Consider the following 21,644-nt stretch of genomic DNA (forward strand, 5'->3'; position numbering starts at 1 on the left):
GCCTACGGACACACCACCTGGTCCCCGGTGACCGTCTCGAACGGCCCGTTCGAAGTCTCCGCCGCCCGCACGGGCACAACCCCCTTGTACTCCGCGCCCACAACCACCCGCATCGTCCCGCCCCGCCCCGGCACCGCCCTCAGCTCCGCCCCCGGCAGCGCCGCCGCGAGCGACTTCGCGGAGCGGTCCCAGCCCGGGTCGTACTCCACCAGCGTGCGCACCCGCTCCGGGCCGTCCCCGGTGCGCGGCGCCCGGGTCGTGTCGAAGCCCGTCGCCCGCAGCGCGTCGTCCACCTTGCGGCCCAGACCGTCCGTCCGCGTCCCGTTGTAGACCTGCACCCGGATCGTCTTCGGCGCGACGTCGACCACCGCCGTCTGCGGCCGGCCCTTCGCCGCCGCCCGGTGCGGGGCGAGCGGCTGGTCGTCGCGCAGGGACTGGAAGAGCTTCTGCGCCTTGGGCGCGTCCCACTTCACCGTCGAGCCGATGCCCTTCACCGGGAAGCTCAGGTCCCCGAGCGGCACGGAGACGAACTCCGAGGACGCCGGCGTGAAGCCCCGCATCGCCTTGGCGAGGGCCAGCATCTGCTCCGTACCGAAGCCGCGGTCGGCCCGCACCGAGCTCAGCATCGTCGTGGCGACCGCGCGGAACCGCACCGGGTTGAGCAGCACCCCGCTGCTGGTCGCCCGGTGGATCAGCGCGGCCAGGAAGCGCTGCTGGCGCTGGATCCGGCCGATGTCGGCCGCCCCGTCGACATGGCGCGAGCGCACGTACTGCAGCGCCTGCCCGCCGGTCAGCTCATGCGTCCCGGCCGCCAGGTCGAGCCCGGTGTACGCGTCCTTCATCGGCCGTGTCGTACAGATCTGCACCCCGCCGACCGCGTCGACCGTCCGCATGAAGCTGGTGAAGTCGACCTCCAGATAGTGGTCGATCTTGACGCCGGTCATGCTCTCCACGGTCCGCACCGTCAGCCCGGGCCCGCCCTCGGCGTACGCGGCGTTCAGCTTCACCGGGTGCGCCTGGTGCCGCTCGCCGGTCGTCTCGTCCACGTGCTCGGGCATCTCGGCGTACGAGTCGCGGGGCAGGCTCACCACACTCGCCCGCTCCCGGTCCTGGCTGATGTGCACCAGCATCACGGTGTCGGTGCAGTGACAGGGCTCACCGCCGAGCCGGTACGCCTTCCGCTCCTCCGCGGTGATCTTGTCCCGCCCGTCCGTGCCCACGACCAGCACGTTCATGCCGTGCCCGGCCTGGGGACGGTTCTTCATGTCCTTGAACGGGTCGACCCGGGTGATCCCGGTGTCCAGACTGGTGACCACCGCGTGGCCGATTCCGCCCGCGCCCAGGACCAGCACGGACAGGGCCGTCGCCGTCCGCATGCCCCACCGCGGCCGCTCGGCCCGTCTGACGCGGCGGGCCGGTACGGGACGGGCTGCCGGTCGGGGACGGGGCGTGCGGGGCGGTGTGGGCACCGGGGGACACCTCCGCGGGTGTGACAAGGGGAACCGTGAGCACCGTAGGCCCATACGATCAGCGCAAGGGTGCACCGATCCCCGTGACGCGCTTCGTGTCCCCCGTTCGCGGTAACGTGGCCGACGATGAACGCCACGCCCCCCGTCTCCGTGATCATGCCGGTCCTCAATGAGGAGCGGCACCTGCGCAACTCGGTCCGTCACATCCTCGAGCAGGAGTACGACGGCGAGATGGAGGTGGTGATCGCGCTGGGCCCCTCCACGGACCGCACCGACGAGATCGCCGCCGAGCTCGTACGAGAAGACCCGCGGGTCCACACCGTGCCCAACCCCACGGGCCGCACGCCCGCCGCCCTCAACGCGGCGATCAAGGCCTCCCGCCACCCGATCGTGGTACGGGTCGACGGCCACGGCATGCTCTCGCCGAACTACATCGCGACCGCCGTCCGCCTCCTGGAGGAGACCGGCGCGCAGAACGTCGGCGGCGTCATGCACGCCGAGGGCGAGAACGACTGGGAGCACGCGGTCGCCGCCGCGATGACCTCGAAGATCGGCGTCGGAAACGCCGCCTTCCACACCGGTGGTGAGGCCGGCCCGGCCGAGACCGTGTATCTGGGTGTCTTCCGCCGCGAGGCCCTGGAGCAGCAGGACGGCTACAACGTGGAGTTCATCCGCGCCCAGGACTGGGAGCTGAACTTCCGTATCCGCGAGGCGGGCGGCCTGATCTGGTTCTCGCCCGAGCTGCGCGTCCAGTACCGGCCGCGGCCGAACGTGCGCGCCCTGGCGAAGCAGTACAAGGACTACGGCCGTTGGCGCCATGTGGTGGCCCGCTACCACCAGGGCTCCATCAACCTCCGCTACCTCGCGCCGCCGACCGCCGTCTGCGCGATCGCGGCCGGCCTGGTCGTGGGCGCGGTGCTCACCCCGCTCGGCTTCGTGATCCCGGCCGGCTATCTGGCGGCGATCACCGCGGGCTCGCTCCCGGCGGGCAGGGGCCTCCCCCTGAAGGCCCGCCTCCGGATCCCGGTTGCCCTCGCGACGATGCACATGTCCTGGGGCTACGGCTTCCTGACGAGCCCGCGCGCGCTCGCGAAGAAGGTCATCGCGAGCAAGCGCCCGGCGGTGAGGACCGAGAAGGTCTGACCCTTCCCGTACGCCTACGGGTACGCGTACGGCGACGGCCGGGCCCCTGCGAGGGGCCCGGCCGTCGTCGTGTGCGGGGGAGCGTCAGCTCTTCCCGTCCCACCGGTACACGGAGTAGATGTCCATGCAATCGACCTTGTCGCTTGCGCCCTCCGGCAGGTCGCCCGCCTCGGTCTTCGGCTTCTTGTACGTGTCGCCCTCACGCCAGTCCGCACCGATGACGAGAGTGATGCTCTGCGCTTCGGCGTCGGCCCGGACCGCGGAGTCGGGCAGACCGAGGGCCTTGGCCACCGACAGGGCGTTCGCCTTGCCCTGATCGCCGTCCGCCTTCGGGTACTTGACCACGGTGTCCTTGCGCGGCTCGGCGCTCCGCGAGGCCTCGGCCCGCGTGAAGCCCTTGACCTGCAGGGTCTCGGCCATGGAGCGGGCCCGGCCCTCTACGGCACTTTCGTTGTTCCCGTTCGTGCCGTTGATCACCGTGACGCCGAGGGTGGCCGGAGTCTCGGCGACCGGGCCCTTGGGCTTCGCGGAGGCGGACGCGGACGCGGTCGGCTTGGCGCCGGCCGCGTCGCCGTTCTTGTCGAAGGCGACGTCGTCGCGGAGCATCGCCCACATCTTGTCGGCGGACTGCTCCACCATCACGAGCTTGTCCTTGTTCTGGGACCACTCCGTGGTGGGGACCGTCGCCGTCGTGAGACGGTCGAGCTTCACGTTCTTGAGCTGCATCGACAGATCGAAGAGCTTGGCCACCGACTTGATCTCGTCGGAGACCGTCAGGGCCTTCGTGGCCGTCTCGGCCAGACCCGTCAGCCGGCCGGTGTCCGTCCAGGCGTTCTGCTTCTGGAGCTTCTCCATCATGCCGTTCATGTACATGTGCTGGGCCTTGGCGCGGTTCTGGTCGTTGCCGAACGCGTGCCGGGTGCGCAGCCACTGGAGCGCCTGCTTGCCCTTGATCTCGGTGGTGCCCTGGGGCAGCTTCAGGCCCGAGCCGCCCGGTACCGTCCTGGTGGGCTTGTCGTGGACACCGGTCTTCACACAGACCGGGACGCCGCCGACCTCGTCCGCCATCGCGACCACTCCCGCGAAGTCGATCATCATCCAGTGGTCGATGTAGACCCCGGTGATCGACTCCCAGGTGGTCAGCGTGCAGCCCGGACCGCCCCGCCCCAGCGTCTCGTTGATCGGCTTGGTGGTGGTGGCCGCGTAGGTCTCGCCGTCGGGGCCCTTGCACTCCGGGATCTTGACGATCGTGTCGCGCGGGATGGAGACGATGTTGGCGTTCTTCCGGTCGGCCGAGATGTGCAGAAGCATCTGCACGTCCGCGAGCGGCGGACTGTCCCGGAGGTTCTTTCCGCCGCCGAGCGCCACGTTCTTGTCGTCGGCGCGGCTGTCCGAGCCGATCAGCAGGATGTTGAGCGGGGTGTCGCCGAGCGCGTTCGGCGCGGCCTTCTTCACGCCGCTCTCGCCGCCGGCGCGGCTGCCGCCGCGGAGCTGGTCGTTGAGGTGCTTGTAGTACAGGTATCCGGCGCCGGCCGTCCCGAGTATCAGCAGGGACAGGGTCGCGGCGACCCAGCGGAATATCTTGCGTTTGCCGCTCTTCCTGGCACGCCTGCGCGGCCCTTTGCGCCGGTGACTCGTACTGGCCTCGCCACCGCCGGCGCCACCGCCCCCGCCGGCGCCGCGGTCCTCGGTCCTGGTCCCGGCACCCGCGTCCTGGCCACCGTAGAGACTCTCGTCCCAGCCCAAATCGCGGGCGTGCGGCACGCGTTCACGCGTCCCCTCCCTACGCACGCTGCTCTGTCCCACCCCTGGTCCCCTCATCTCAAGCGTGCCCCGTGACCCGGTGTTCTCGGATCACGCGGCACAAACCTGCTTGTCTGCGGTCTGAGCACCCTCCGGCGCCTTTGCCGGACCGGTGATGGGCACCCCCGCGCCCTTGAAGTCGGATCCGAGGACGAGCGTCATGGGCTCGCGCTCCCCGGCGTCCTGCGTGCCCGGCTTGAGTGCCGTGGCCGGCAGACCCATCAGGTCCGCGAGCTTGCGGGCCTGGTCGGCCTGGTTCGGTGCGTAGGTGAGCGTGGTCTTGGCCGCCTTCTCAGGGGCGTTGCTCTTGTTCGTCGACCTCGTCACACCCTGCTCGTTCTGCAGCCAGTTGATCGTCGACTGTGCCGCGCCCTGGATGCCGCTGCCGTTGTAGACGTCGACCCGCACCTCGCGCGCGGTGGAGCGGGCGCCCTTCAGCAGGGCGGCCTGCGCCTGCGCCTGGGCGTTCTTGGCGTCCTGCTCCTTCTTCTTCACCTCGGTGAGCGAGGTGTCGGACTGCAGCATCGCGAAGAGCTGCGGGGCCTTGACCGGGTCGGGAACGACCGTGATCGGCGTGGGCTCGTCCGGGTTGTCGATGACCGGAAGCGTGGCGAACGTGATGTTCTTCGTGTCGATCTTGGCGAGCTCCTCGGCCAGTGCCGAGAGCTTCTTGATGCTTCCTATGCCGGTGTCGACGGTCAGCGCCTTCGTCGCCGCCGTGGCGAGGTCGAGGAGCTTGCCCGGACTCGTCAGGGTTTCGTTGGACTTCATCTGGCGGATCATCGAGCTCAGGAACTGCTGCTGGATCTTGATCCGGTCGAGGTCGCTCTTGTTGCCGAAGCTGGAGCGGGTACGGACGAAGGCGAGGGCCTGCTCACCCTGGACCGTGGACTCTCCGGCCGGCAGCTTCAGATGGGACTTCTTGTCGTTGACGGCCTTCTCCACGCAGACCTTGACCCCGCCGACGGCCGTGCTCAGCTCCTTGACCGCGTTGAAGTCGGCCATCATGAAGTGGTCGACGGTCAGTCCCGTCAGCTTCTTGACCGTACGCATGGTGCAGCCCGGGTCGCGGCCGGACTGGCCGAGGCTGTTGTTGAAGCGGTCCTGGGACGTGCCGGGAATCGTCTGGACGTCGCCGTCCGCCTGCTTGGTCTCACAGGCCGGGATCTCCGTCATCAGGTCCCGGGGGATGGACATGGCGGTGGCGTTCGTACGGTCCTTGGAGACATGGAAGAGGATCGTCGTGTCGGCGTGGCCGACGCTGCTCTTGTCGCCGTACCCGCCGTTGCCCTCGCCGGTCCGCTTGTCCGTGCCGATGACGAGGATGTTGATCGCCTGGTCCTTCTTGAAGCCGCCGCTGCCCGCGCCGGCCACGTCGACCGTCGTGATGTTGTCGTTCAGCTGGTCGTAGAGGACGTACGTGCCGACCGCGCCGGCGACGAGGACGAGGGCCAACGTTCCGCCGGTCCAGAGCAGGACCTTCTTCTTCCTGGACTTCGCGGGCTTGCGCTTGCGCCGGCTCACGGGCGGCTGCCCGCCGCCCGGGCCCTCGGGGGCGCGGCGGCGGCGCTGACCGGGTACGGGCGCCTCGGTGGCGGTACGGGAGCGCTGGGCCGCGCGGCCGCCCTCCGCGGATCTCGGGCCGGGGGTGGCGGCGCTGCGCGGGTGGGACGGTGACTGCCCAGCGGAGTGGTTCAGTCGCAGTTCGTAGTTGCCCGTCTGCGGGTTGAGGACCCACTGGTCGGCGGGGTCGATCTCATCCGCCCGTCCACGGCTGTGCGCGTCCACGGTTACTTGAATCCTCCGTCGGTGCCACGCGAGGCGCCTCCCCCGGCGGGCGCTCGGTCGTTCGATCCGTTTGAGTGCGCGACCACGCGGTCGGGAGCACCGGATCGCGTCACACTATCCGCCCAGTTCAGCGTGGGGCGACGTCCGTGACAAATTCCACGCCCCTTACAACCGGGCAATTTGCCCAAACCTCATCGAGCACAGGCCTCCCCTTGGACTGTCCTTTACTCACCCTCCCCTAGGTACACACTCCGTCCGCCGCGTTTCGCCCCGTGAAGGTCGGTGTCGGCATCGGACTCGGCGAGCCCGCGTCGTCCGGCTTCCCGTCACTGTCCGTGTCCGTCGGCGTGGGGGCCGGTGTCGCCGTCGGTGTCGGCGTCGAGGCCTCGCTGCCGGGTGTGACGGTGACGGGCTTGTCCTCACGCAGCTGCTTGAAGAGCTGACTTGCTTCTGGTTGTACGAGTTCGTCCCGGTTCGCGTTGTACGAGTACGGCCGCCGCGGCACGGTCAGGAACTGCACCTTCTCCGTGGGGATGGCCCGCATCGACCGCGCCAGGCCGTACAGGTCCCGCAGCGAGGCGAGCCCCGGGTCGGTCGTGATCGACTTGGTCGCCGCGTCCAGGACCGGGTACAGCCGGGCCGGATTCAGCAGGACGCCGTTGCTCTGCACCTTGTTGACGAGGGCGCCCAGGAACTGCTGCTGGCGGTCCATGCGTTCCGTGTCGCTCCCGTTGCCGAGCGACTTGCGGGCCCGTACGAAGCCCAGCGCCTGCTCGCCGTGGAGCGTCTGGCGCCCGGCCGGCAGCTTCAGATGGGCGTCGGCGTCGTCGATCGGCTCCTTGAGGCAGATCTCCACCCCGTCCACGGCGTCGACCATCTTCTTGAAGCCCCGGAAGTCGATCACCATGTGGTGGTCGATCCTGATCCCGGTCAGCCGCTCGACCGTGCGGATCGTGCACGCCGTGCCGCCGATCTCGAAGGCCGAGTTGAACTGGGCGAATTGTTCGCGTGTGCGCGTTCCGTCCGGTTTCCGGCAGGTGGGCATGTCCACCATCAGGTCACGCGGCAGCGAGACCGCCGTCGCGCTCGACCGCCCCGCCGAGATGTGCAGCAGGATCGTGGTGTCGGAGCGCTGGGTGCCCTTGTCCTGGCCGTACTTGGTGTTCCCGGCGCCCGAACGGGTGTCGGAGCCGATGAGCAGGATGTTCTGCGCCCCCAGCGCGGCGGCCGTGGGGCGCTCCTTCTCGTACTTCAGCAGCTCCTCGGCGGCGCCGGTGTCCGTGGTGATGTTGTTGTCCAGCTTGCGGTAGAACCACCAGCCGGCACCCGCCGCGCCGAGCACGACCACCGAGACCCCGAGCGCCGTCCAGCGCAGCCAGTGACGCCTGCGCCGGGGCTCGCCCTCCGCGGTGACGGACTCTCCGTCGGTGCTGGGCGTCTCGTCGGCACGGTCCGTCACGTCTGAGTCCATCCTTCACGGCGTCGGCGGCGCGCCGGGGCCGCCGCTCGCAGACGTAGACGGCCGAACCCGGCGCTTGGTTGTGCGGCAAGGGTGCGGAGGGGTGCGTACCCGCCGATCATGTACCGGAGTTGACGCCCGGACCCGGGGACTCGGCGAGTCGGTGCGCCATACGGGTGGATCCTCAGCGGGGTGTCATACGGCGGTCACGGTGACCCGCTCGCTCTCCACCCGCTTCTCGAGCGCGTCGGGAGCCAGTTGGTCCAGGTTCCGGCACAGGACGACGGAGGCCCCGGCCGCCAGCGGCGCGTACAGCCCGGCGGAGACCCCGTCCCAGGTGTCGTACGCACGCCCGGACAGCAGGCGCGCCCCCGGCGCGAGGCCGAGCGCCTCGGCGTCCGCGCGGGCCCGCCCGACGAGCTGGGCACCCGTCAGCTCCGTACCGTCGACCAGGAGGGCCGGGGAGTCGGCATCGACCGGGACGAACGGGGCGAACCGGTCGCCCTGGCTCGGCACTTCGACCGCGTAGTCCGCGTACCCGGCGGGCGGGGCCGGGAAGCGGCGGCCCAACGGGGCGAGGGAGAGCGCGATCCGGTCTCCGGAGCAGGCGAGCCCCGCCTCCAGTGTGTCGGGGCCCGCGACGACGTAGTCGGCGTGCGCGGGGTCGCCGCCGAGCTCGGCGGTCACCCCGACGGAAGAACAGGCGAGCAGCCACACGGCTGTCTGCCAGTGCGCGGGCAGCAGCAGCGCGAGCCGGTCGCCGGGGGAGGCGGAGAGCTCGCCCTGGAGGAGATTGGCGGTCTTGGCCACCCAATTGGCGAAGGTGGCCACGGACAATTCGACGCGCTCACCGGTGGCGTCGTCGTAGAAGGTGACCAAGGGGCGCGCGGGGTCCGCGGCGAGCGCGGATCGCAGCAGGTCGGCGGGGGTGCGGTCGCTGGCGTTCACGCGGGCAAGGGTACGCGGGAGGGGTGCGGGGGACCCGCCGTACCGGTGACGCCGTCCACCGGTCGGCCCGACGGGCCGTCAGTTTCCGTGCGGGATCCCGCCGAGCGGAACGGGCCGGGGATACGGACGATCGCCTCATGCGTGCCTACCTTGCCTCCTCGATCGCCGTGACCTGCGCGGCGGCGCTCGCCCTGCCGTTGTCCCTCGCGACCCCGGCGGCGTCGCTTCAGCCGGGTGTGCCCGCCGTGCCTCCAGCGTTGCCATCCGCGGTGCCGCCCGCGCTGCCATCCGCGGAGGCGGACGTCGCCGGGTCCACCCAGTCCCTGCCGCTCGGTCCGCTCGGGACCGCGCGACGGACCGTCGGCGCCGCCACGGCGGCGCAGGGCCTGACCCGACGGGACGTCAGACCCTTCTCGCTCGTCGGCGTCGTCTGGGACGACGGTCGGGTCCCGCTGCACGGCAGCGTCCAGGTCCGCACCCGGGCCGCCGGGAGCACGGCCTGGTCGCAGTGGCAGGACGTGGAGGTCCACAACGACGAGCACGGCGCCGACCCCGGCACCCCGGAGGCCGCCTCGCACGCGGTCCGCGGGTCCACCGCGCCGCTGTGGGTCGGCGACTCGGACGGCGTCGAGATCCGCGTACAGCCGCAGCAGCAGCGGCCGGCGGAGGACCACCGCGTCGGCGAGGACCACCAACTCGGCGAGGACCACCAGCTCGGCGAGGACCACCACGCTGCCGAGGACCACCACCCCGCCCAGGCCCCGCTTCCCGGCGGGCTCCGCCTCGAACTCGTCGACCCGGGCCCGGAACCGGAACCGGAACCGGCCGCCGACCCCATGGCGCGTACGGCCTCGCGCACGGCAGCACACCAGGCATCGGTCGTCGAGGCGGCGCGTGCCGCCGCGAAGCCGTACATCGGACCCCGCCCGAAGATCATCACCCGCAAGGGCTGGGGGGCGGACGAGAAGCTGCGGGAGAAGCGCTTCGTCTACACCAAGGCGGTCAAGGCGGCCTTCGTCCACCACAGCGCCACCGGCAACAACTACACCTGCCGCCAGGCCCCCTTCGTCCTTCGCAGTATCTACCGCTACCACGTCAAGAGCAGCGGCTGGCGTGACTTCGGCTACAACTTCGCCGTCGACAAATGCGGAAACATCTACGAAGGCCGCGCCGGGGGCGTGGCCAAGCCGGTGCTCGGTGCGCACACGCTCGGTTTCAACACCAACAGCATGGGCATCGCGGTCCTCGGCACCTATGGTTCGACGACCCCGCCCGCCGCGGTGACCAACGCCATCGCGCGGCTGACGGCATGGAAGCTGGGGCTGCACGGGGGAAATCCGAAGGGGAAGACGACGCTGACCTCGGCCGGCGGAAAGTACAAGAAGGGCAAGAAGGTCACGTTCAACACCATCGCGGGGCACCGTGACGGATTCGCCACGGCATGCCCCGGAGCGCGCCTCTACGGCAAGCTCGGCGCCACCAGGACGGCGTCGGCGAAGTACCAGGGGCGGCGGTGATGACATGACCGGCCTGACCATCTGCATAAACTGACCGGTCACATCGCACGGACGAGCGATGACGAGCGATGAGACCGGCCCCGGACAGGAAGCAGAGACGACAGGTGACAGAAGCGATCCTCCTGGTCGGTGGCAAGGGCACACGGCTGCGGCCCCTGACGGTGAACACGCCGAAGCCGATGGTTCCGGCGGCGGGTGTTCCGTTCCTGACGCACCAGCTGGCGCGGGCCAGGGCCGCGGGTGTCGAGCACGTGGTGCTCGCCACCTCGTACCTGGCCGAGGTCTTCGAACCGCACTTCGGGGACGGCTCGTCGCTCGGGCTCAGCCTGGAGTACGTCACCGAGGAGGAGCCGCTCGGCACGGGCGGCGCGATCCGGAACGTCGCCTCGCGCCTCCACTCGGGCCCGGACGACCCGGTGCTCGTCTTCAACGGCGACATCCTGACCGGCCTGGACATCCAGGCCCTGGTCGCCACGCACGCCTCCTCGGGGGCGGACGTCTCGCTCCACCTCACCCGGGTCGAGGACCCGCGGGCCTTCGGCCTGGTCCCGACGGACCCGACCGGCCGGGTCACGGCCTTCCTGGAGAAGCCGCAGACCCCGGAGGAGATCGTCACCGACCAGATCAACGCGGGGGCCTACGTCTTCCGCCGCTCGGTCATCGACACGATTCCTGTGGGCCGCCCCGTCTCGGTCGAGCGGGAGACCTTCCCCGAGCTCCTCGCGACCGGCGCGCATCTGCAGGGCCTGGTCGACTCCACGTACTGGCTCGACCTCGGCACGCCCCAGGCCTTCGTCCGCGGCTCCGCCGACCTGGTCCTGGGCCGCGCCCCGTCCCCGGCGGTCCCGGGCCGTTGCGGCGACCGCCTGGTCCTGCCGACGGCCCGTGTCGCCCCGGACGCCAAGCTCACGGGCGGCACGGTCGTCGGCGCGGGCGCCGTGGTCGGCGAGGGCGCCCGGATCACGGGCTCGACGCTCCACGCGGGCGCGGTGGTCGAACCGGGCGCGGTCATCACCGACTCCCTCATCGGCGCGGGCGCCCACATCGGCGCGCGCACGGTCCTGACGGACGCGGTCATCGGCGACGGCGCCCACGTGGGCCCGGACAACGAACTCCGCGCCGGCATCAGGATCTGGTGCGACACCCACCTCCCAGCGGGCGCGGTCCGCTTCTCGTCGGACCAGTAGCTCTGCCCGCCCCCCTCGACCGGGGGCGGCAGTCGCCGACGGCGCGTCGCCACCCACGGGAAGACCCGCACCTCTGTGCTCTCAGCTGTGCTCTCAGCTGCACGGGTGGTGCGGGTGGGAACCACAAGCCCGGCCGGAGGCCGGGCGCACCCCGTTACGCTCGTACCCATGGCCGGCCGCTTCGCTCCCCGCACCCCCGTGACCCGCACCACCGTGCGCGGCGGCCACGTCCCCGTACCCGCCGCGCGGCCCGAGCCCCGCACCGCCTCCGGCGTCACCCGCCGCTGGACCCCCGCCGCCCCGACCGACCTCGGCCTCACCCTCGGCCCCCTGCGCCGCGGCCCCGCCGACCCCACGTTCCGTACGACCCCCGACGGCTCCGTCTGGCGCGCCACCCGCACCCCCGCGGGCCCCGGCACGCTCAGGGTCGCCCTCCGCCACGGCGTCGCCGAGGCCGAGGCCTGGGGGCCCGGCGCGGACTGGCTCCTGGACCGGCTGCCCCAGCTCCTCGGCGCCGAGGACGACCCGGACGCCTTCACCCCGCGCCACCGCCTCCTCGCCGTGACCCACCGCCGACGCCCCGGCCTCCGCCTCACCCGGACCGGCCTCGTCATGGAGTCGCTGATCCCCTCGATCCTGGAGCAGAAGGTCACGACGGACGAGGCGTACCGCGCGTGGCGTCTGCTCGTACGGAAGTACGGCGAGCCCGCCCCCGGCCCCGACGGCCACCGCCTCCACGTGATGCCCGACGCGCGTACGTGGTCGCTCATCCCCTCCTGGGAGTGGCACCGGGCCGGCGTCGACAACAAGCGAGCCGCCACGATCCTGCGCGCGGCCAAGGTCGCCCGCCGCATGGAGGAGGCCGCGGCCATGGAACCGGAACAGGCCCAGCAGCGCCTGGAGTTGATCCCCGGCATCGGCCCCTGGACCTCGGCGGAGACGATCCAGCGCAGCAACGGCGCCCCCGACGCCGTCACCGTCGGCGACTACCACCTCCCCGGCATCGTCGGTTACGCCCTCGCGGGCGACCGCACCACCGACGACGCGGCCATGCTCGACCTGCTGTCCCCGTACGCGGGCCAGCGCCACCGCGCGGCCCGCCTCATCCTCCTCAGCGGCCGGACCCCACCCCGCCGCGCGCCCCGCATGACACCGGGCGACATCGCGGCGCTCTAGCGGCCAGGCCCCCGGCTCACCGCACTTCGATGAAGTGCCCCGCCTGCCGCGCCGGCCGCTCCTTCGGCGGCGCCGCCGCGTGTCCCACCGCCACCGCGCCCATCGGGTCCCAGTTCTCCGGCAGCTCCAGGACGTCCCGTACGACATCACGGCAGAACATCGTCGAGGACACCCACGCCGAGCCGAGCCGCTCGCCCGCCAGCGCCACCAGGAAGTTCTGCACGCCGGCCCCGGCCGCGACCACGAACATCTCGCGCTCGGCGGCGTCCCGGCGCGCGTCGCCGTAGTGGTGCGAGCCGTCCATCACGAGGCACGGCACCACCAGGTAGGGCGCGTTGCGCAGCACATCCCCGCGCCGCACGCGCTTCGCGATCGACTCCTCCGACTTGCCGTCCCGCCGCAGGTCCGCGATCCACGCGTCCCGCATGGCGTCGAGGAGCCGCAGCCGCGACTCCGGCGACTCGAGCAGCACGAACCGCCACGGCGTCGTGTGGTGCGGGGCGGGGGCCGTGACGGCCGCGGCGACGGCACGCCGTACCGCGCCCGGGTCCACGGGCGCGTCGGTGAACTCCCGGACGGTACGCCGCAGGGTCACCGCCTCCCGTACCGCCTCCGAGGTGCCGAGCCGGAACATGTCGTCGGCCGCGCCGCGGACCAGCGCCCGGGCGCCCTCCTCGGCGGAGCCGTCCACCACATGCGGCAGCCCGCGGACGACCGCGACGGGCAGGCCGTGCGCCTTGCCCTTCACCAGGTCGCCCGCCGCGGCGAGTTCGTCGGCGGTGGCGACGACGGTCGCGCTGAGCGGATTGCCGTACGCGTCCGTGCCGCCGCGCAGGTCGTCCAGCACGCGCACGCCGGACGCGCCGATGGCCACATCGGTCAGCCCGCTGCGCCAGGGGCGCCCGAAGGTGTCCGTGACGACGACACCGACGTCGACGCCGAGCACGTCCCGCAGCCCCTCCCGTATCGCCCGGGCCGAGACGTCCGGGTCGAAGGGGAGCAACAGAACCGTCCCGGCGGGGGTGTTGGAGGCGTCGACCCCGGCGGCGGCCATGACCAGACCCTGCCGGTTCTCGACGATCCGCAGGGTGCCGCGCCGCGCCACCACCCGTACCGTCTCGGCGTCGATCGCCTCCTCACGGTCGTCGGCGGCGATCACCCGCCCCTCCGCCTTGCTCACGATCTTGGAGGTGACGAGCAGGACGTCCCCGTCCTCCAGCTCCGGCGACACGGAGGCGATCAGCTTGGCGAGATCGTCCCCGGGCTTCACCTCCGGCAGCCCGGCGAGCGCCCACACCCGGTAGCCGGACGGCGCCGCGGCGCCCCCCGCCGGAGCCGCCCCCGAGGCCGCTCCGGCCTCCGCGGGACCCCTCATCCCCGGACCTCCTCCGCCAGCGCCAGCGCCTCGCGCGCCATCGCGGCCGTCGCGTCCAGGTCCGTCATCATCAGCGGCACCGCGCGGCAGCGGATCCCCGCCGTCTCGACCTCCGCGACCGTGCCCGCGTCGACCGTGTCGACCAGCCAGCCGTCGAGCAGACCCGAGCCGTAGTGCCGGGCCACCGCCGCGGCCGTGGACTCCACGCCCACCGCCGCGAGGACCTTGTCGGCCATGCCCCGCACGGGCGCGTCGCCGACGATGGGGGAGAGGCCGACCACCGGCACGTCCGCGTTCGCGATCGCCTCGCGGATGCCCGGCACCGCCAGGATCGTGCCGACCGACACGACCGGGTTCGACGGCGGGAAGAGGATGACATCCGCCGCCGCGATGGCCTCCAGGACGCCGGGCGCGGGCTTCGCGGCCTCCGCGCCGACCGCCACGACGGCCTGCGCGTCCACGGACGCCCGCAGTCTCACCCAGTACTCCTGGAAGTGCACCGCCCTGGACTCGCCGTCCACCTCGATGGCGACATGCGTCTCGACGCGGTCGTCGGACATCGGGATGAGCCGCACGCCCGGCTGCCAACGGGCGCACAGCGCCTCGGTGACCGCGCTCAGGGGGTAGCCCGCGCCGAGCATCTGCGTACGGACGATGTGGGTCGCGAAGTCGCGGTCGCCGAGGCCGAACCACTCCGGCCCCACGCCGTACGCCGCGAGCTCCTCCTTCACCGTGAAGGACTCGTCCTCACGGCCCCAGCCCTGCTCCTCGTTGATGCCACCGCCGAGGGTGTACATCACCGTGTCGAGGTCCGGGCAGACCTTCAGCCCGAAGAGATGGATGTCGTCACCGGTGTTGCCGACGACCGTGATCTCCGCGTCCGGCGCGGCCTGCTTGAGGCCGCGAAGGAAGCGGGCACCACCGATGCCACCGGCCAGAACCACAATGCGCATGTGGATCAGTCTGTCAGGCGAGTACGACACCGGGGGCGATCGGGGCGCACTGTGCCCGCAGGGACTCGTGCATCGGCATCTCGGTCAGGCCCGGGTAGTACACGTGCAGGCTGACCGCCGGTTCGAGGGAGTCGTTGACGACCTCGTGGACGTACCCCGGCGCGAACACGCGCTGCGCGCCTCCCGCGAGCGTCCGTGCGCCCCGGTTCGTACGCTCCGTCAGTTCGCCTTCGAGGACGGTCAGTACGCCGGAGGAGGGGCCGTGGTCGTGCGGCCCGCTGCCCTGGCCGGGCACCCAGGACAGCAGCCAGACCTCGTAGCCGGGGCCGGTGCGCAGCCGGTGGTACCAGCGGGTGGTGGCGTCGTACTCGACGTACGGGGCCCACTGCGCGCGGTCGGCGGCGATGGAGCGGGCGAGGCCGGCGAACTCGGCCACGGTGGCGGGGTGCTCACGGGCGGGCTGCAGGAGGTGCTGGACCTCGAGGATGTCGCCGGCGATCTGAAGGTCGCTGTCGCTGTTCATGGGTGCGGTGGTTCCTCAGCAGAAACAGAAGCAGTGCAGGGATGTCGCAAGGGGAAAGAAGGCGCTGGAGCTCTGGGGCATCAACAGCTGGAACAGCAACAGCAACAGCGGGCCTGGACAGCGCGGCGGTACCCACGGATGTGGGTCGCGGAGGGCGCTGAGGTCGCTGGCATGGAATCAACGGTGACGGGCGAGCCACCCGACTGTCAACCCAATGCCCGATATGGCGGTAATGTTTCACCTCATCCGGTTACAGCGCCCGGAGAAAGGTTTGTGCAGCTGTCGAGCAGGAGACATGGCGCAACATCCGTGCCCGTAAACGCGACTGAGGTCCCGTGATCGGACTGTGATCCGGATCGCTTCCGTGGCTGGATCGCAACAAGATCCATGTCTGGGACGTCTCCCTCCGTGAGGGGGGTGCGGTGTGGCCAGGCCAGTGGCATGTGTCAGGTTTTTGGTGATTTGAACACTTTCCGCATAGCCTTGGTTCCGCAGAGTGAATACCGGGCCCAATAGCAGATTCCGGCTTGACTCGCACAGAGCACGAACTTGTAATTTCACTCGTGTCGTTCGGCCGATATCGGTAACGGCAACATCACGGGGACGCGAAGACAGACGAGGGGCGCACATGACCGAGTTGTTCCAGGAACTGCTGGTCGAGGACGCGGACGAGGAACTCGGCTGGCAGGAGCGCGCGCTGTGCGCCCAGACCGATCCCGAGTCCTTCTTCCCCGAGAAGGGCGGCTCGACCCGCGAGGCCAAGAAGGTCTGTCTCGCCTGTGAGGTCCGTTCCGAATGCCTTGAGTACGCCCTGCAGAACGACGAACGATTCGGCATCTGGGGCGGTCTGTCGGAGCGCGAACGCCGCCGCCTGAAGAAGGCCGCGGTCTGACCGGCGCCCTCCCGCCCGAACCGCGCGCACACCCGCGCGGACACCGCGCACATCCGCTCACACCCACGCACCACGAACGGTCCGCCGCCTGTGCTCTGTCCACAGGCGGCGGACCATTTTCTTGACAGCCGTTAGTGTGGGGCCCCGTCCGAGACGTACCCACGCCCCCCGCGGGCGACCCCCGGCCGGAGGGCCCGTACCTCGATGTCCTCAACTCCTGAGTTTCCGCGACACGTCGTCACCGCCGTGCTCGTCGCCCACGACGGCGCCCGGTGGCTGCCGGACGCCCTCGCCGGGCTGCTCGCCCAGGAACGCCCTGTGCAGAACGTGATCGCCGCCGACACCGGCAGCGCCGACGACTCCGCACAGCTGCTCGCCGAAGCGATCGGCGCCGACCGGGTGCTCCACCTCGCCCGCCGCACGGGCTTCGGCGCCGCCGTCGAGGAGGCCGCCCGCACCGCCCCCGTGCTCGGACCCGAGGAGCTCACCTATCTGAAGCGGCCCAGCGGCTGGGACCCGGTCAGCAGGACCTGGCGCGACGACGCCTACGACCTGCCCGAACTCCCGCACGGCGAGCCCGTGCAGTGGCTCTGGCTGCTCCACGACGACTGCGCACCCGAACCCGACGCCCTCGCCGAGCTCCTGCGCGTCGCCGACTCGGACGCGTACGCCGCCGTCGTCGGCCCCAAGCTCCGCGGCTGGTACGACCGCAGGCAACTGCTCGAAGCGGGCGTCTCCATCGCCCGCAGTGGCCGCCGCTGGACCGGCCTCGACCGCCGCGAACAGGACCAGGGCCAGCACGACCAGGTCCGCTCCGTCCTCTCCGTGTCCTCCGCCGGCATGCTGATCCGCCGCGACGTCTTCGAGGAGCTCGGCGGCTTCGACCGCCGCCTGCCCCTGATGCGCGACGACGTCGACCTGTGCTGGCGCGCCCACTCCGCCGGCCACCGCGTCCTCGTCGCCCCCGACGCCGTCCTGCGCCACGCCGAGGCCTCCGCCCGCGAACGCCGCACCGTCGACTGCGCCGGCCGCTCCGTGGCCAACCCGCACCGCGTCGACAAGGCCGGCGCGGTCTACACGCTGCTCGCCAACAGCCGCGCCGCGACCCTCCCGTACGTACTGGTCCGGCTGACCCTCGGCACCCTGCTGCGCACCCTCGCCTACCTCGTCGGCAAGGTCCCCGGCCAGGCCGTCGACGAGGTCATGGGCCTCTTCGCCACCCTGCTGCGCCCCGAGAAGATCCTCGCCGCGCGCAAGCGCCGCAGGAACGCCGCCGTCGCCGCGAGCGAACTGCGCCCGCTGTTCCCGCCGCCCGGCGCCACCATCCGCGCCACCGCCGAGCAGGTCGTCGCGAACTTCGGCGGCTCCGACGCCGATTCCGGCGGCTCGCGCCACGGAGTCGTCGAATCCGGCCCCGGCGGCGACGACGCCGACTTCCTGGAGATCGAGCAGTTCGCCCGGCTGAAGAAGATCGCCCGCAAGCCCGGACCGATCCTCTTCGCCCTGCTCCTGGTCATCTCCGTCGTGGCCTGCCGCGGCCTCTTCGGCGGCGGATCGCTCGCCGGCGGCGCCCTGCTGCCCGCCCCCGACTCCGTCTCGGAGCTGTGGGGACGGTACGCGGACACCTGGCACGCCCTCGGCACCGGCGGCACCCAGACCGCACCGCCCTACCTCGCCGTCCTGGCCGGACTCTCCGCGCTCTTCCTCGGCTCCACCTCCTTCGCGCTCACCGTGCTGCTCGTCTGCTCGGTCCCGCTGGCCGGCTTCACCGCCTACTTCGCCGCCCGCCCGATCGTCGAGTCCCGGCTCCTGCGCGCCTGGGGCGCCATCGCCTACGCGTTCCTGCCCGCCGCCACCGGAGCGCTCGCCGCTGGCCGCCTCGGCACCGCCGTCCTCGCGATCCTGCTCCCGCTCATCGCCCGCGCGGCCGTCGCCGCCCACGGCTTCACCGCCCAGGAACAGGCCCGTGGCAGCTGGCGCGCCACCTGGGCGTACACCTTCCTGCTCACCTTCGCGACGGCGTTCACCCCGATCGTCTGGCCGCTCGCCGTCGTCCTCGGCATCGCCGTGCTCGTCCTGCGCCGCGACGACATCACGGCGTACGGACTGCGCTTCATCGCCACCGTCGGCACCCCGATCCTCGTCCTCGCCCCCTGGTCGCTCTCCCTGCTGACCAGCCCCTCCGCCTTCCTGCGCGAGGCCGGGCTCGACATCCGTACGGGCACGGCCTCCGCCCTCGACCTGCTCGGGATCAGCCCCGGCGGCCCCGGGACCACCGGCGGCCTCCTCCTCATCGGCATCGTGCTCGCCGCCCTGGCCGCGCTGGTGCGCGAGGAGCGGCAGTTCGCCGTCCGCGTCGCCTGGGCCGCCGCCCTCGCCGGGCTCCTGTTCGCCGTGATGTCCAACGGCGCTGGCGGCACCGGCTGGGCCGGACCCGCCACCCTCGTCTACGGCGCGGCCCTGCTCGCCGCCGGCATGATCGGCGCCGAGGGCGGACGCACCCGCGTCGCCGCCCACGGCTTCGGCTGGCGCCAGCCCGTCGCCGCGCTCATCGCGCTCGCCGCCGCCCTCGGCCCGGTCGTGGCCGCCGCCGGCTGGATGATCGGCGGCGCCGACGGACCGCTGACCCGGCGCGACCCGGTCCAGGTCCCGGCATTCGTCGCCGAGGAGAGCGGCAACCCCGACCAGCCCCGCACCCTCGTTCTCGGCGGCACCTCGCCCGGCGAGGTCGCCTACACCCTGGTCCGCGGCTCCGGCGGCCGCCTCGGCGACGCCGAACTGACCGCGGCGGCCGACAGCGACCCGCGTCTCGACAAGGTCGTCGCGCACCTGGTGGCCGGCTCGGGCGCCGACCAGACCCAGGAACTCAGCGGCTTCGCGATCCGCTACGTCCTCGTACGCGACGGGGCACCGCGCCAGATGAGCCGCGTCCTCGACGCCACCCCGGGCCTCAGCCGCCTCAGCCAGCTCGACGGCAGCGCGCTCTGGAGCGTGGACCGCGAGCGCGCGGTCGCCCGGGTCACCATCGTCCCGGCGGCGAAGACCGCCGACGCGGCGGTCGAGCCGGTCCTCGTCGCCGCCGGCCCCGTCGAGGCGCACACGAAGATCCCGTCCGGCCCCGCCGGCCGCGTCCTGCGCATCGCCGACCGAGCCGACGAAGGGTGGACGGCCACCCTCGACGGCAAGGAACTGAAGAAGACCACCGTCGACGGCTGGGCCCAGGGCTTCGAGCTCCCCGCCGAGGGCGGCCGCCTCGACCTCACGTACGACGAGCCGCTCACCCACACCGTGTGGATCTGGACCCAGGTCGGCCTCGCCGTCGTCCTGCTCGTCCTCGCCCTGCCCGGGCGGCGCCGCGAGATCGACGACGACCTGCCCGAGGAGGAGATCGCCATCCCCGCCCAGGCGATGGAGGGCGACGGCCGCCGGGCACGCCGCCTGCGCGCCGCCGCGGAGGCGGAGGCCGCTGCCGCCGTCGATGTCGTCGACGCCGTGGACGACGAGCAGCCGCAGCCGGTGCCGGTCCCCGAGGAGCAGCCGTACGCGGCGGCGGACTGGGACGGCCAGTACGACCCGGCGTACGCGCAGCAACAGCAGCACGCGCAGGAGCAGTACACGCAGGAGCAGTACGCCCAGCAGGGCTACTACCCCGAGTACCAGGCCGACCCGTACCAGCAGCAGTACGACGGGCAGCAGCCGCAATACGACCCGCAGCAGTACGACCCGTACCAGCAGCAGGGCTACGACCAGCCGGCCTACGAACAGCCGCAGTACGACGGGCACGACGGGCAGCAGCCGCAGTACGACCCGCAGCAGTACGACCCGTACACGTACGGCTACGAGACCGAGCAGCGTCCCGACGGGAGCAGCAACCAGTGAAGCGCACCACCCTCTCCCTGATCGCGGTCGCCACCGCCCTTGCCGCCGTGACCGGCTTCGCCGCCCTGACCGCGCCGGACGGCTCCGTGTCCGCCGGCGCCAAGGCCCCCGTGAAGCTGCCGGTGGAGCGCTCCAGCCTGCTGTGCCCGGCGCCGAGCACCTCCGAGGTGGCCGAGACGGCCTACACCTCGTACACACCGGGCGGGAAGAGCGCGGCCACCGACTCCGGTACCGCCACCCCCGCCGCCGCCAAGGCCGAGCTCAAGCCCGCCCCGCTCGCCGCCACCCCCGGCGGTACGCCAGCCAAGAAGCCCGCGGCCGCCAAGGCCCCGGCCACCGTCACCCAGCCCGGCAAGCCCGTCTCCGCCGAGGCCAACGGCGGCGCCGCCCCGGCCCTGACCGGCTCGGCGACCGGCGCCCTCGCCCCCGGCTGGACGGTCCAGCAGACCAGCGTCGTCCCGGCGGGCGGCGCGCGCGGCCTGCTCGGCGTCACCTGCACCGCGCCCGACACGGACTTCTGGTTCCCGGCCGCCTCCACGGCCAAGGAGCGCCAGGACTACGTCCACCTCACCAACCCGGACGACACCGCCGCCGTCGCCGACATCGAGCTCTACGGCCCCGAGGGCGAGCTCCCGTCGCAGCTGACCGAGGGCATCCCCGTCCCGGCCCACTCCAGCGTCCCGGTCCTGCTCTCCACGCTCACCGGCGAGGCCCCGACGGCCGACGTGACCGCCCATGTGACGACCCGCAGCGGGCGCGTCGGCGCCGTCATCGGCGCCGCCGACGACAAGATCGGCAGCGACTGGCTCCCCGCCTCCGCCGACCCGGCCGGCACCGCCGTGCTGCCCGGCATCCCTGCCGACGCGACCTCGGTGCGCCTCGTGGCGTACGCACCGGGCGAGAACGACGCCGAGCTGAAGATCCAGCTGGTCGGCGAGTCCGGCACGATCGTCCCGGCGAGCGCGCAGTCCCTGCACGTGAAGTCGGGCATGACCGCGGCCGTCGACCTGCCGGACCTCACCCGGGGCGAGGCGGGTTCCCTGCTGCTCACCCCGTCGGACCCCAAGAAGTCCGCCCCGTTCGTCGCCGCCCTGCGCGTGGTGCGCGGCAAGGGGGAGCAGCAGGAGGTCGCCTTCATCCCGGCGACCGCGGCGATCACGGCCCGCGCCACCGTCGCCGACAACCGCGCGGCCGGCACGATCCTCTCGCTGACCGCCCCGGGCGCGGCGGCCGAGGTCAAGGTCACCGCCTCGGCCGGTACCGGCGGTGGCACGCCGGTCTCCAAGACCGTCACGGTCAAGGCGGGGACGACCATGGAGGTGACCCAGCTGGTCCCGGGCGGACTGAAGGGCTCCTACGCCCTCACGGTCGAGCCGGTCTCGGGCGGCCCCGTCCACGCGGCCCGCACGCTGGCTCTCCCGCGGGACGGCATCCCCATGTTCACGGTCCAGACCCTGGCCGACGACCGGGGCACGGTCGAGGTCCCGGCGGCGAGGCAGGACCTCTCGGTCCTGGACGACTGAGCGCCGGGC

Annotated in this window: 15 protein-coding genes; 7 read left to right on the forward strand and 8 right to left on the reverse strand. The window is 72.1% G+C overall.

Going from position 1 to position 21,644, the window contains the following annotated elements; translation table 11 throughout:
* Positions 1-2: 2 nt before the first annotated feature.
* Positions 3-1,469: an LCP family protein gene (locus tag FDM97_RS04705; protein WP_463408237.1), complete on the reverse strand. Its 1,467-nt coding sequence runs from the start codon at positions 1,467-1,469 to the stop codon at positions 3-5.
* A gap of 126 nt (positions 1,470-1,595) precedes the next feature.
* On the opposite strand from FDM97_RS04705, the gene FDM97_RS04710 reads away from it, so the two are divergent.
* Entirely contained in the window at positions 1,596-2,612 is a 1,017-nt protein-coding gene (locus FDM97_RS04710; RefSeq protein ID WP_137989002.1) for a glycosyltransferase family 2 protein, read from the forward strand.
* A gap of 84 nt (positions 2,613-2,696) precedes the next feature.
* Here the strand turns inward: FDM97_RS04710 and FDM97_RS04715 are convergent, their stop codons facing one another.
* From FDM97_RS04715 to FDM97_RS04730, 4 genes are all read right to left on the reverse strand, one after another.
* Positions 2,697-4,433 (reverse strand): LCP family protein, encoded by a 1,737-nt coding sequence (locus FDM97_RS04715; RefSeq protein ID WP_137989003.1) that lies wholly within the window; start codon positions 4,431-4,433, stop codon positions 2,697-2,699.
* Positions 4,434-4,466: 33 nt separating this feature from the next.
* Positions 4,467-6,203 (reverse strand): LCP family protein, encoded by a 1,737-nt coding sequence (locus tag FDM97_RS04720; RefSeq protein ID WP_137989004.1) that lies wholly within the window; start codon positions 6,201-6,203, stop codon positions 4,467-4,469.
* A gap of 238 nt (positions 6,204-6,441) precedes the next feature.
* A complete protein-coding gene (locus FDM97_RS04725; protein WP_137989005.1) occupies positions 6,442-7,674 on the reverse strand; it encodes an LCP family protein in 1,233 nt (410 codons plus the stop codon).
* A 183-nt stretch (positions 7,675-7,857) separates the two neighbouring features.
* Entirely contained in the window at positions 7,858-8,610 is a 753-nt protein-coding gene (locus tag FDM97_RS04730; RefSeq protein WP_137989006.1) for a TIGR03089 family protein, read from the reverse strand.
* A 137-nt stretch (positions 8,611-8,747) separates the two neighbouring features.
* Here FDM97_RS04730 and FDM97_RS04735 point away from each other — a divergent pair, with 137 nt between their 5' ends.
* From FDM97_RS04735 to FDM97_RS04745, 3 genes are all read left to right on the forward strand, one after another.
* Entirely contained in the window at positions 8,748-10,127 is a 1,380-nt protein-coding gene (locus FDM97_RS04735) for a peptidoglycan recognition protein family protein (RefSeq protein ID WP_137989007.1), read from the forward strand.
* 104 nt (positions 10,128-10,231) lie between these two features.
* The gene (gene manB / locus FDM97_RS04740; RefSeq protein ID WP_137989008.1) at positions 10,232-11,314 is read left to right on the forward strand and encodes a mannose-1-phosphate guanylyltransferase; all 1,083 of its coding nucleotides are present in this window, start codon (positions 10,232-10,234) and stop codon (positions 11,312-11,314) included.
* Positions 11,315-11,482: 168 nt separating this feature from the next.
* Positions 11,483-12,490, forward strand: a complete 1,008-nt coding sequence (locus FDM97_RS04745) for a DNA-3-methyladenine glycosylase family protein (RefSeq protein WP_137989009.1) — start codon at positions 11,483-11,485, stop codon at positions 12,488-12,490.
* Between the two features lie 16 nt (positions 12,491-12,506).
* Here FDM97_RS04745 and FDM97_RS04750 read toward each other — a convergent pair whose 3' ends face one another.
* From FDM97_RS04750 to FDM97_RS04760, 3 genes are read right to left on the reverse strand one after another with little or no spacing between them, the layout of a single operon-like run.
* Entirely contained in the window at positions 12,507-13,865 is a 1,359-nt protein-coding gene (locus tag FDM97_RS04750; protein ID WP_137989010.1) for a coenzyme F420-0:L-glutamate ligase, read from the reverse strand.
* Positions 13,862-14,818: a 2-phospho-L-lactate transferase gene (cofD, locus tag FDM97_RS04755; RefSeq protein WP_137989011.1), complete on the reverse strand. Its 957-nt coding sequence runs from the start codon at positions 14,816-14,818 to the stop codon at positions 13,862-13,864. Before cofD ends, FDM97_RS04750 begins: the two co-directional genes overlap by 4 nt.
* Positions 14,819-14,831: 13 nt before the next feature.
* Positions 14,832-15,341: a cysteine dioxygenase gene (locus FDM97_RS04760; RefSeq protein ID WP_137989012.1), complete on the reverse strand. Its 510-nt coding sequence runs from the start codon at positions 15,339-15,341 to the stop codon at positions 14,832-14,834.
* Between the two features lie 628 nt (positions 15,342-15,969).
* On the opposite strand from FDM97_RS04760, the gene FDM97_RS04770 reads away from it, so the two are divergent.
* The 3 genes from FDM97_RS04770 to FDM97_RS04780 all read left to right on the forward strand — a co-directional run bounded on the left by FDM97_RS04770 (position 15,970) and on the right by FDM97_RS04780 (position 21,635).
* Positions 15,970-16,233 (forward strand): WhiB family transcriptional regulator, encoded by a 264-nt coding sequence (locus FDM97_RS04770; RefSeq protein WP_015033978.1) that lies wholly within the window; start codon positions 15,970-15,972, stop codon positions 16,231-16,233.
* A 204-nt stretch (positions 16,234-16,437) separates the two neighbouring features.
* Positions 16,438-20,112: a glycosyltransferase family 2 protein gene (locus tag FDM97_RS04775; protein WP_137989013.1), complete on the forward strand. Its 3,675-nt coding sequence runs from the start codon at positions 16,438-16,440 to the stop codon at positions 20,110-20,112.
* Positions 20,109-21,635: a DUF5719 family protein gene (locus tag FDM97_RS04780; RefSeq protein ID WP_137989014.1), complete on the forward strand. Its 1,527-nt coding sequence runs from the start codon at positions 20,109-20,111 to the stop codon at positions 21,633-21,635. The genes FDM97_RS04775 and FDM97_RS04780 overlap by 4 nt, the downstream gene beginning before the upstream one ends.
* Positions 21,636-21,644: the final 9 nt, after the last annotated feature.

It is taken from the genome of Streptomyces vilmorinianum, assembly GCF_005517195.1.
Lineage (GTDB): Bacteria > Actinomycetota > Actinomycetes > Streptomycetales > Streptomycetaceae > Streptomyces > Streptomyces vilmorinianum.

Excerpts from the sequence above, each read along its gene's own strand:
- FDM97_RS04760 (WP_137989012.1), bottom strand. The coding sequence starts at position 15,341 with ATGAACAGCGACAGCGACCTTCAGATCGCCGGCGACATCCTCGAGGTC.
- FDM97_RS04775 (WP_137989013.1), top strand. The coding sequence starts at position 16,438 with ATGTCCTCAACTCCTGAGTTTCCGCGACACGTCGTCACCGCCGTGCTC.
- FDM97_RS04750 (WP_137989010.1), bottom strand. The coding sequence starts at position 13,865 with ATGAGGGGTCCCGCGGAGGCCGGAGCGGCCTCGGGGGCGGCTCCGGCG.
- FDM97_RS04745 (WP_137989009.1), top strand. The coding sequence starts at position 11,483 with ATGGCCGGCCGCTTCGCTCCCCGCACCCCCGTGACCCGCACCACCGTG.
- FDM97_RS04710 (WP_137989002.1), top strand. The coding sequence starts at position 1,596 with ATGAACGCCACGCCCCCCGTCTCCGTGATCATGCCGGTCCTCAATGAG.
- FDM97_RS04735 (WP_137989007.1), top strand. The coding sequence starts at position 8,748 with ATGCGTGCCTACCTTGCCTCCTCGATCGCCGTGACCTGCGCGGCGGCG.
- cofD (WP_137989011.1), bottom strand. The coding sequence starts at position 14,818 with ATGCGCATTGTGGTTCTGGCCGGTGGCATCGGTGGTGCCCGCTTCCTT.
- FDM97_RS04725 (WP_137989005.1), bottom strand. The coding sequence starts at position 7,674 with ATGGACTCAGACGTGACGGACCGTGCCGACGAGACGCCCAGCACCGAC.
- FDM97_RS04715 (WP_137989003.1), bottom strand. The coding sequence starts at position 4,433 with ATGAGGGGACCAGGGGTGGGACAGAGCAGCGTGCGTAGGGAGGGGACG.
- FDM97_RS04770 (WP_015033978.1), top strand. The coding sequence starts at position 15,970 with ATGACCGAGTTGTTCCAGGAACTGCTGGTCGAGGACGCGGACGAGGAA.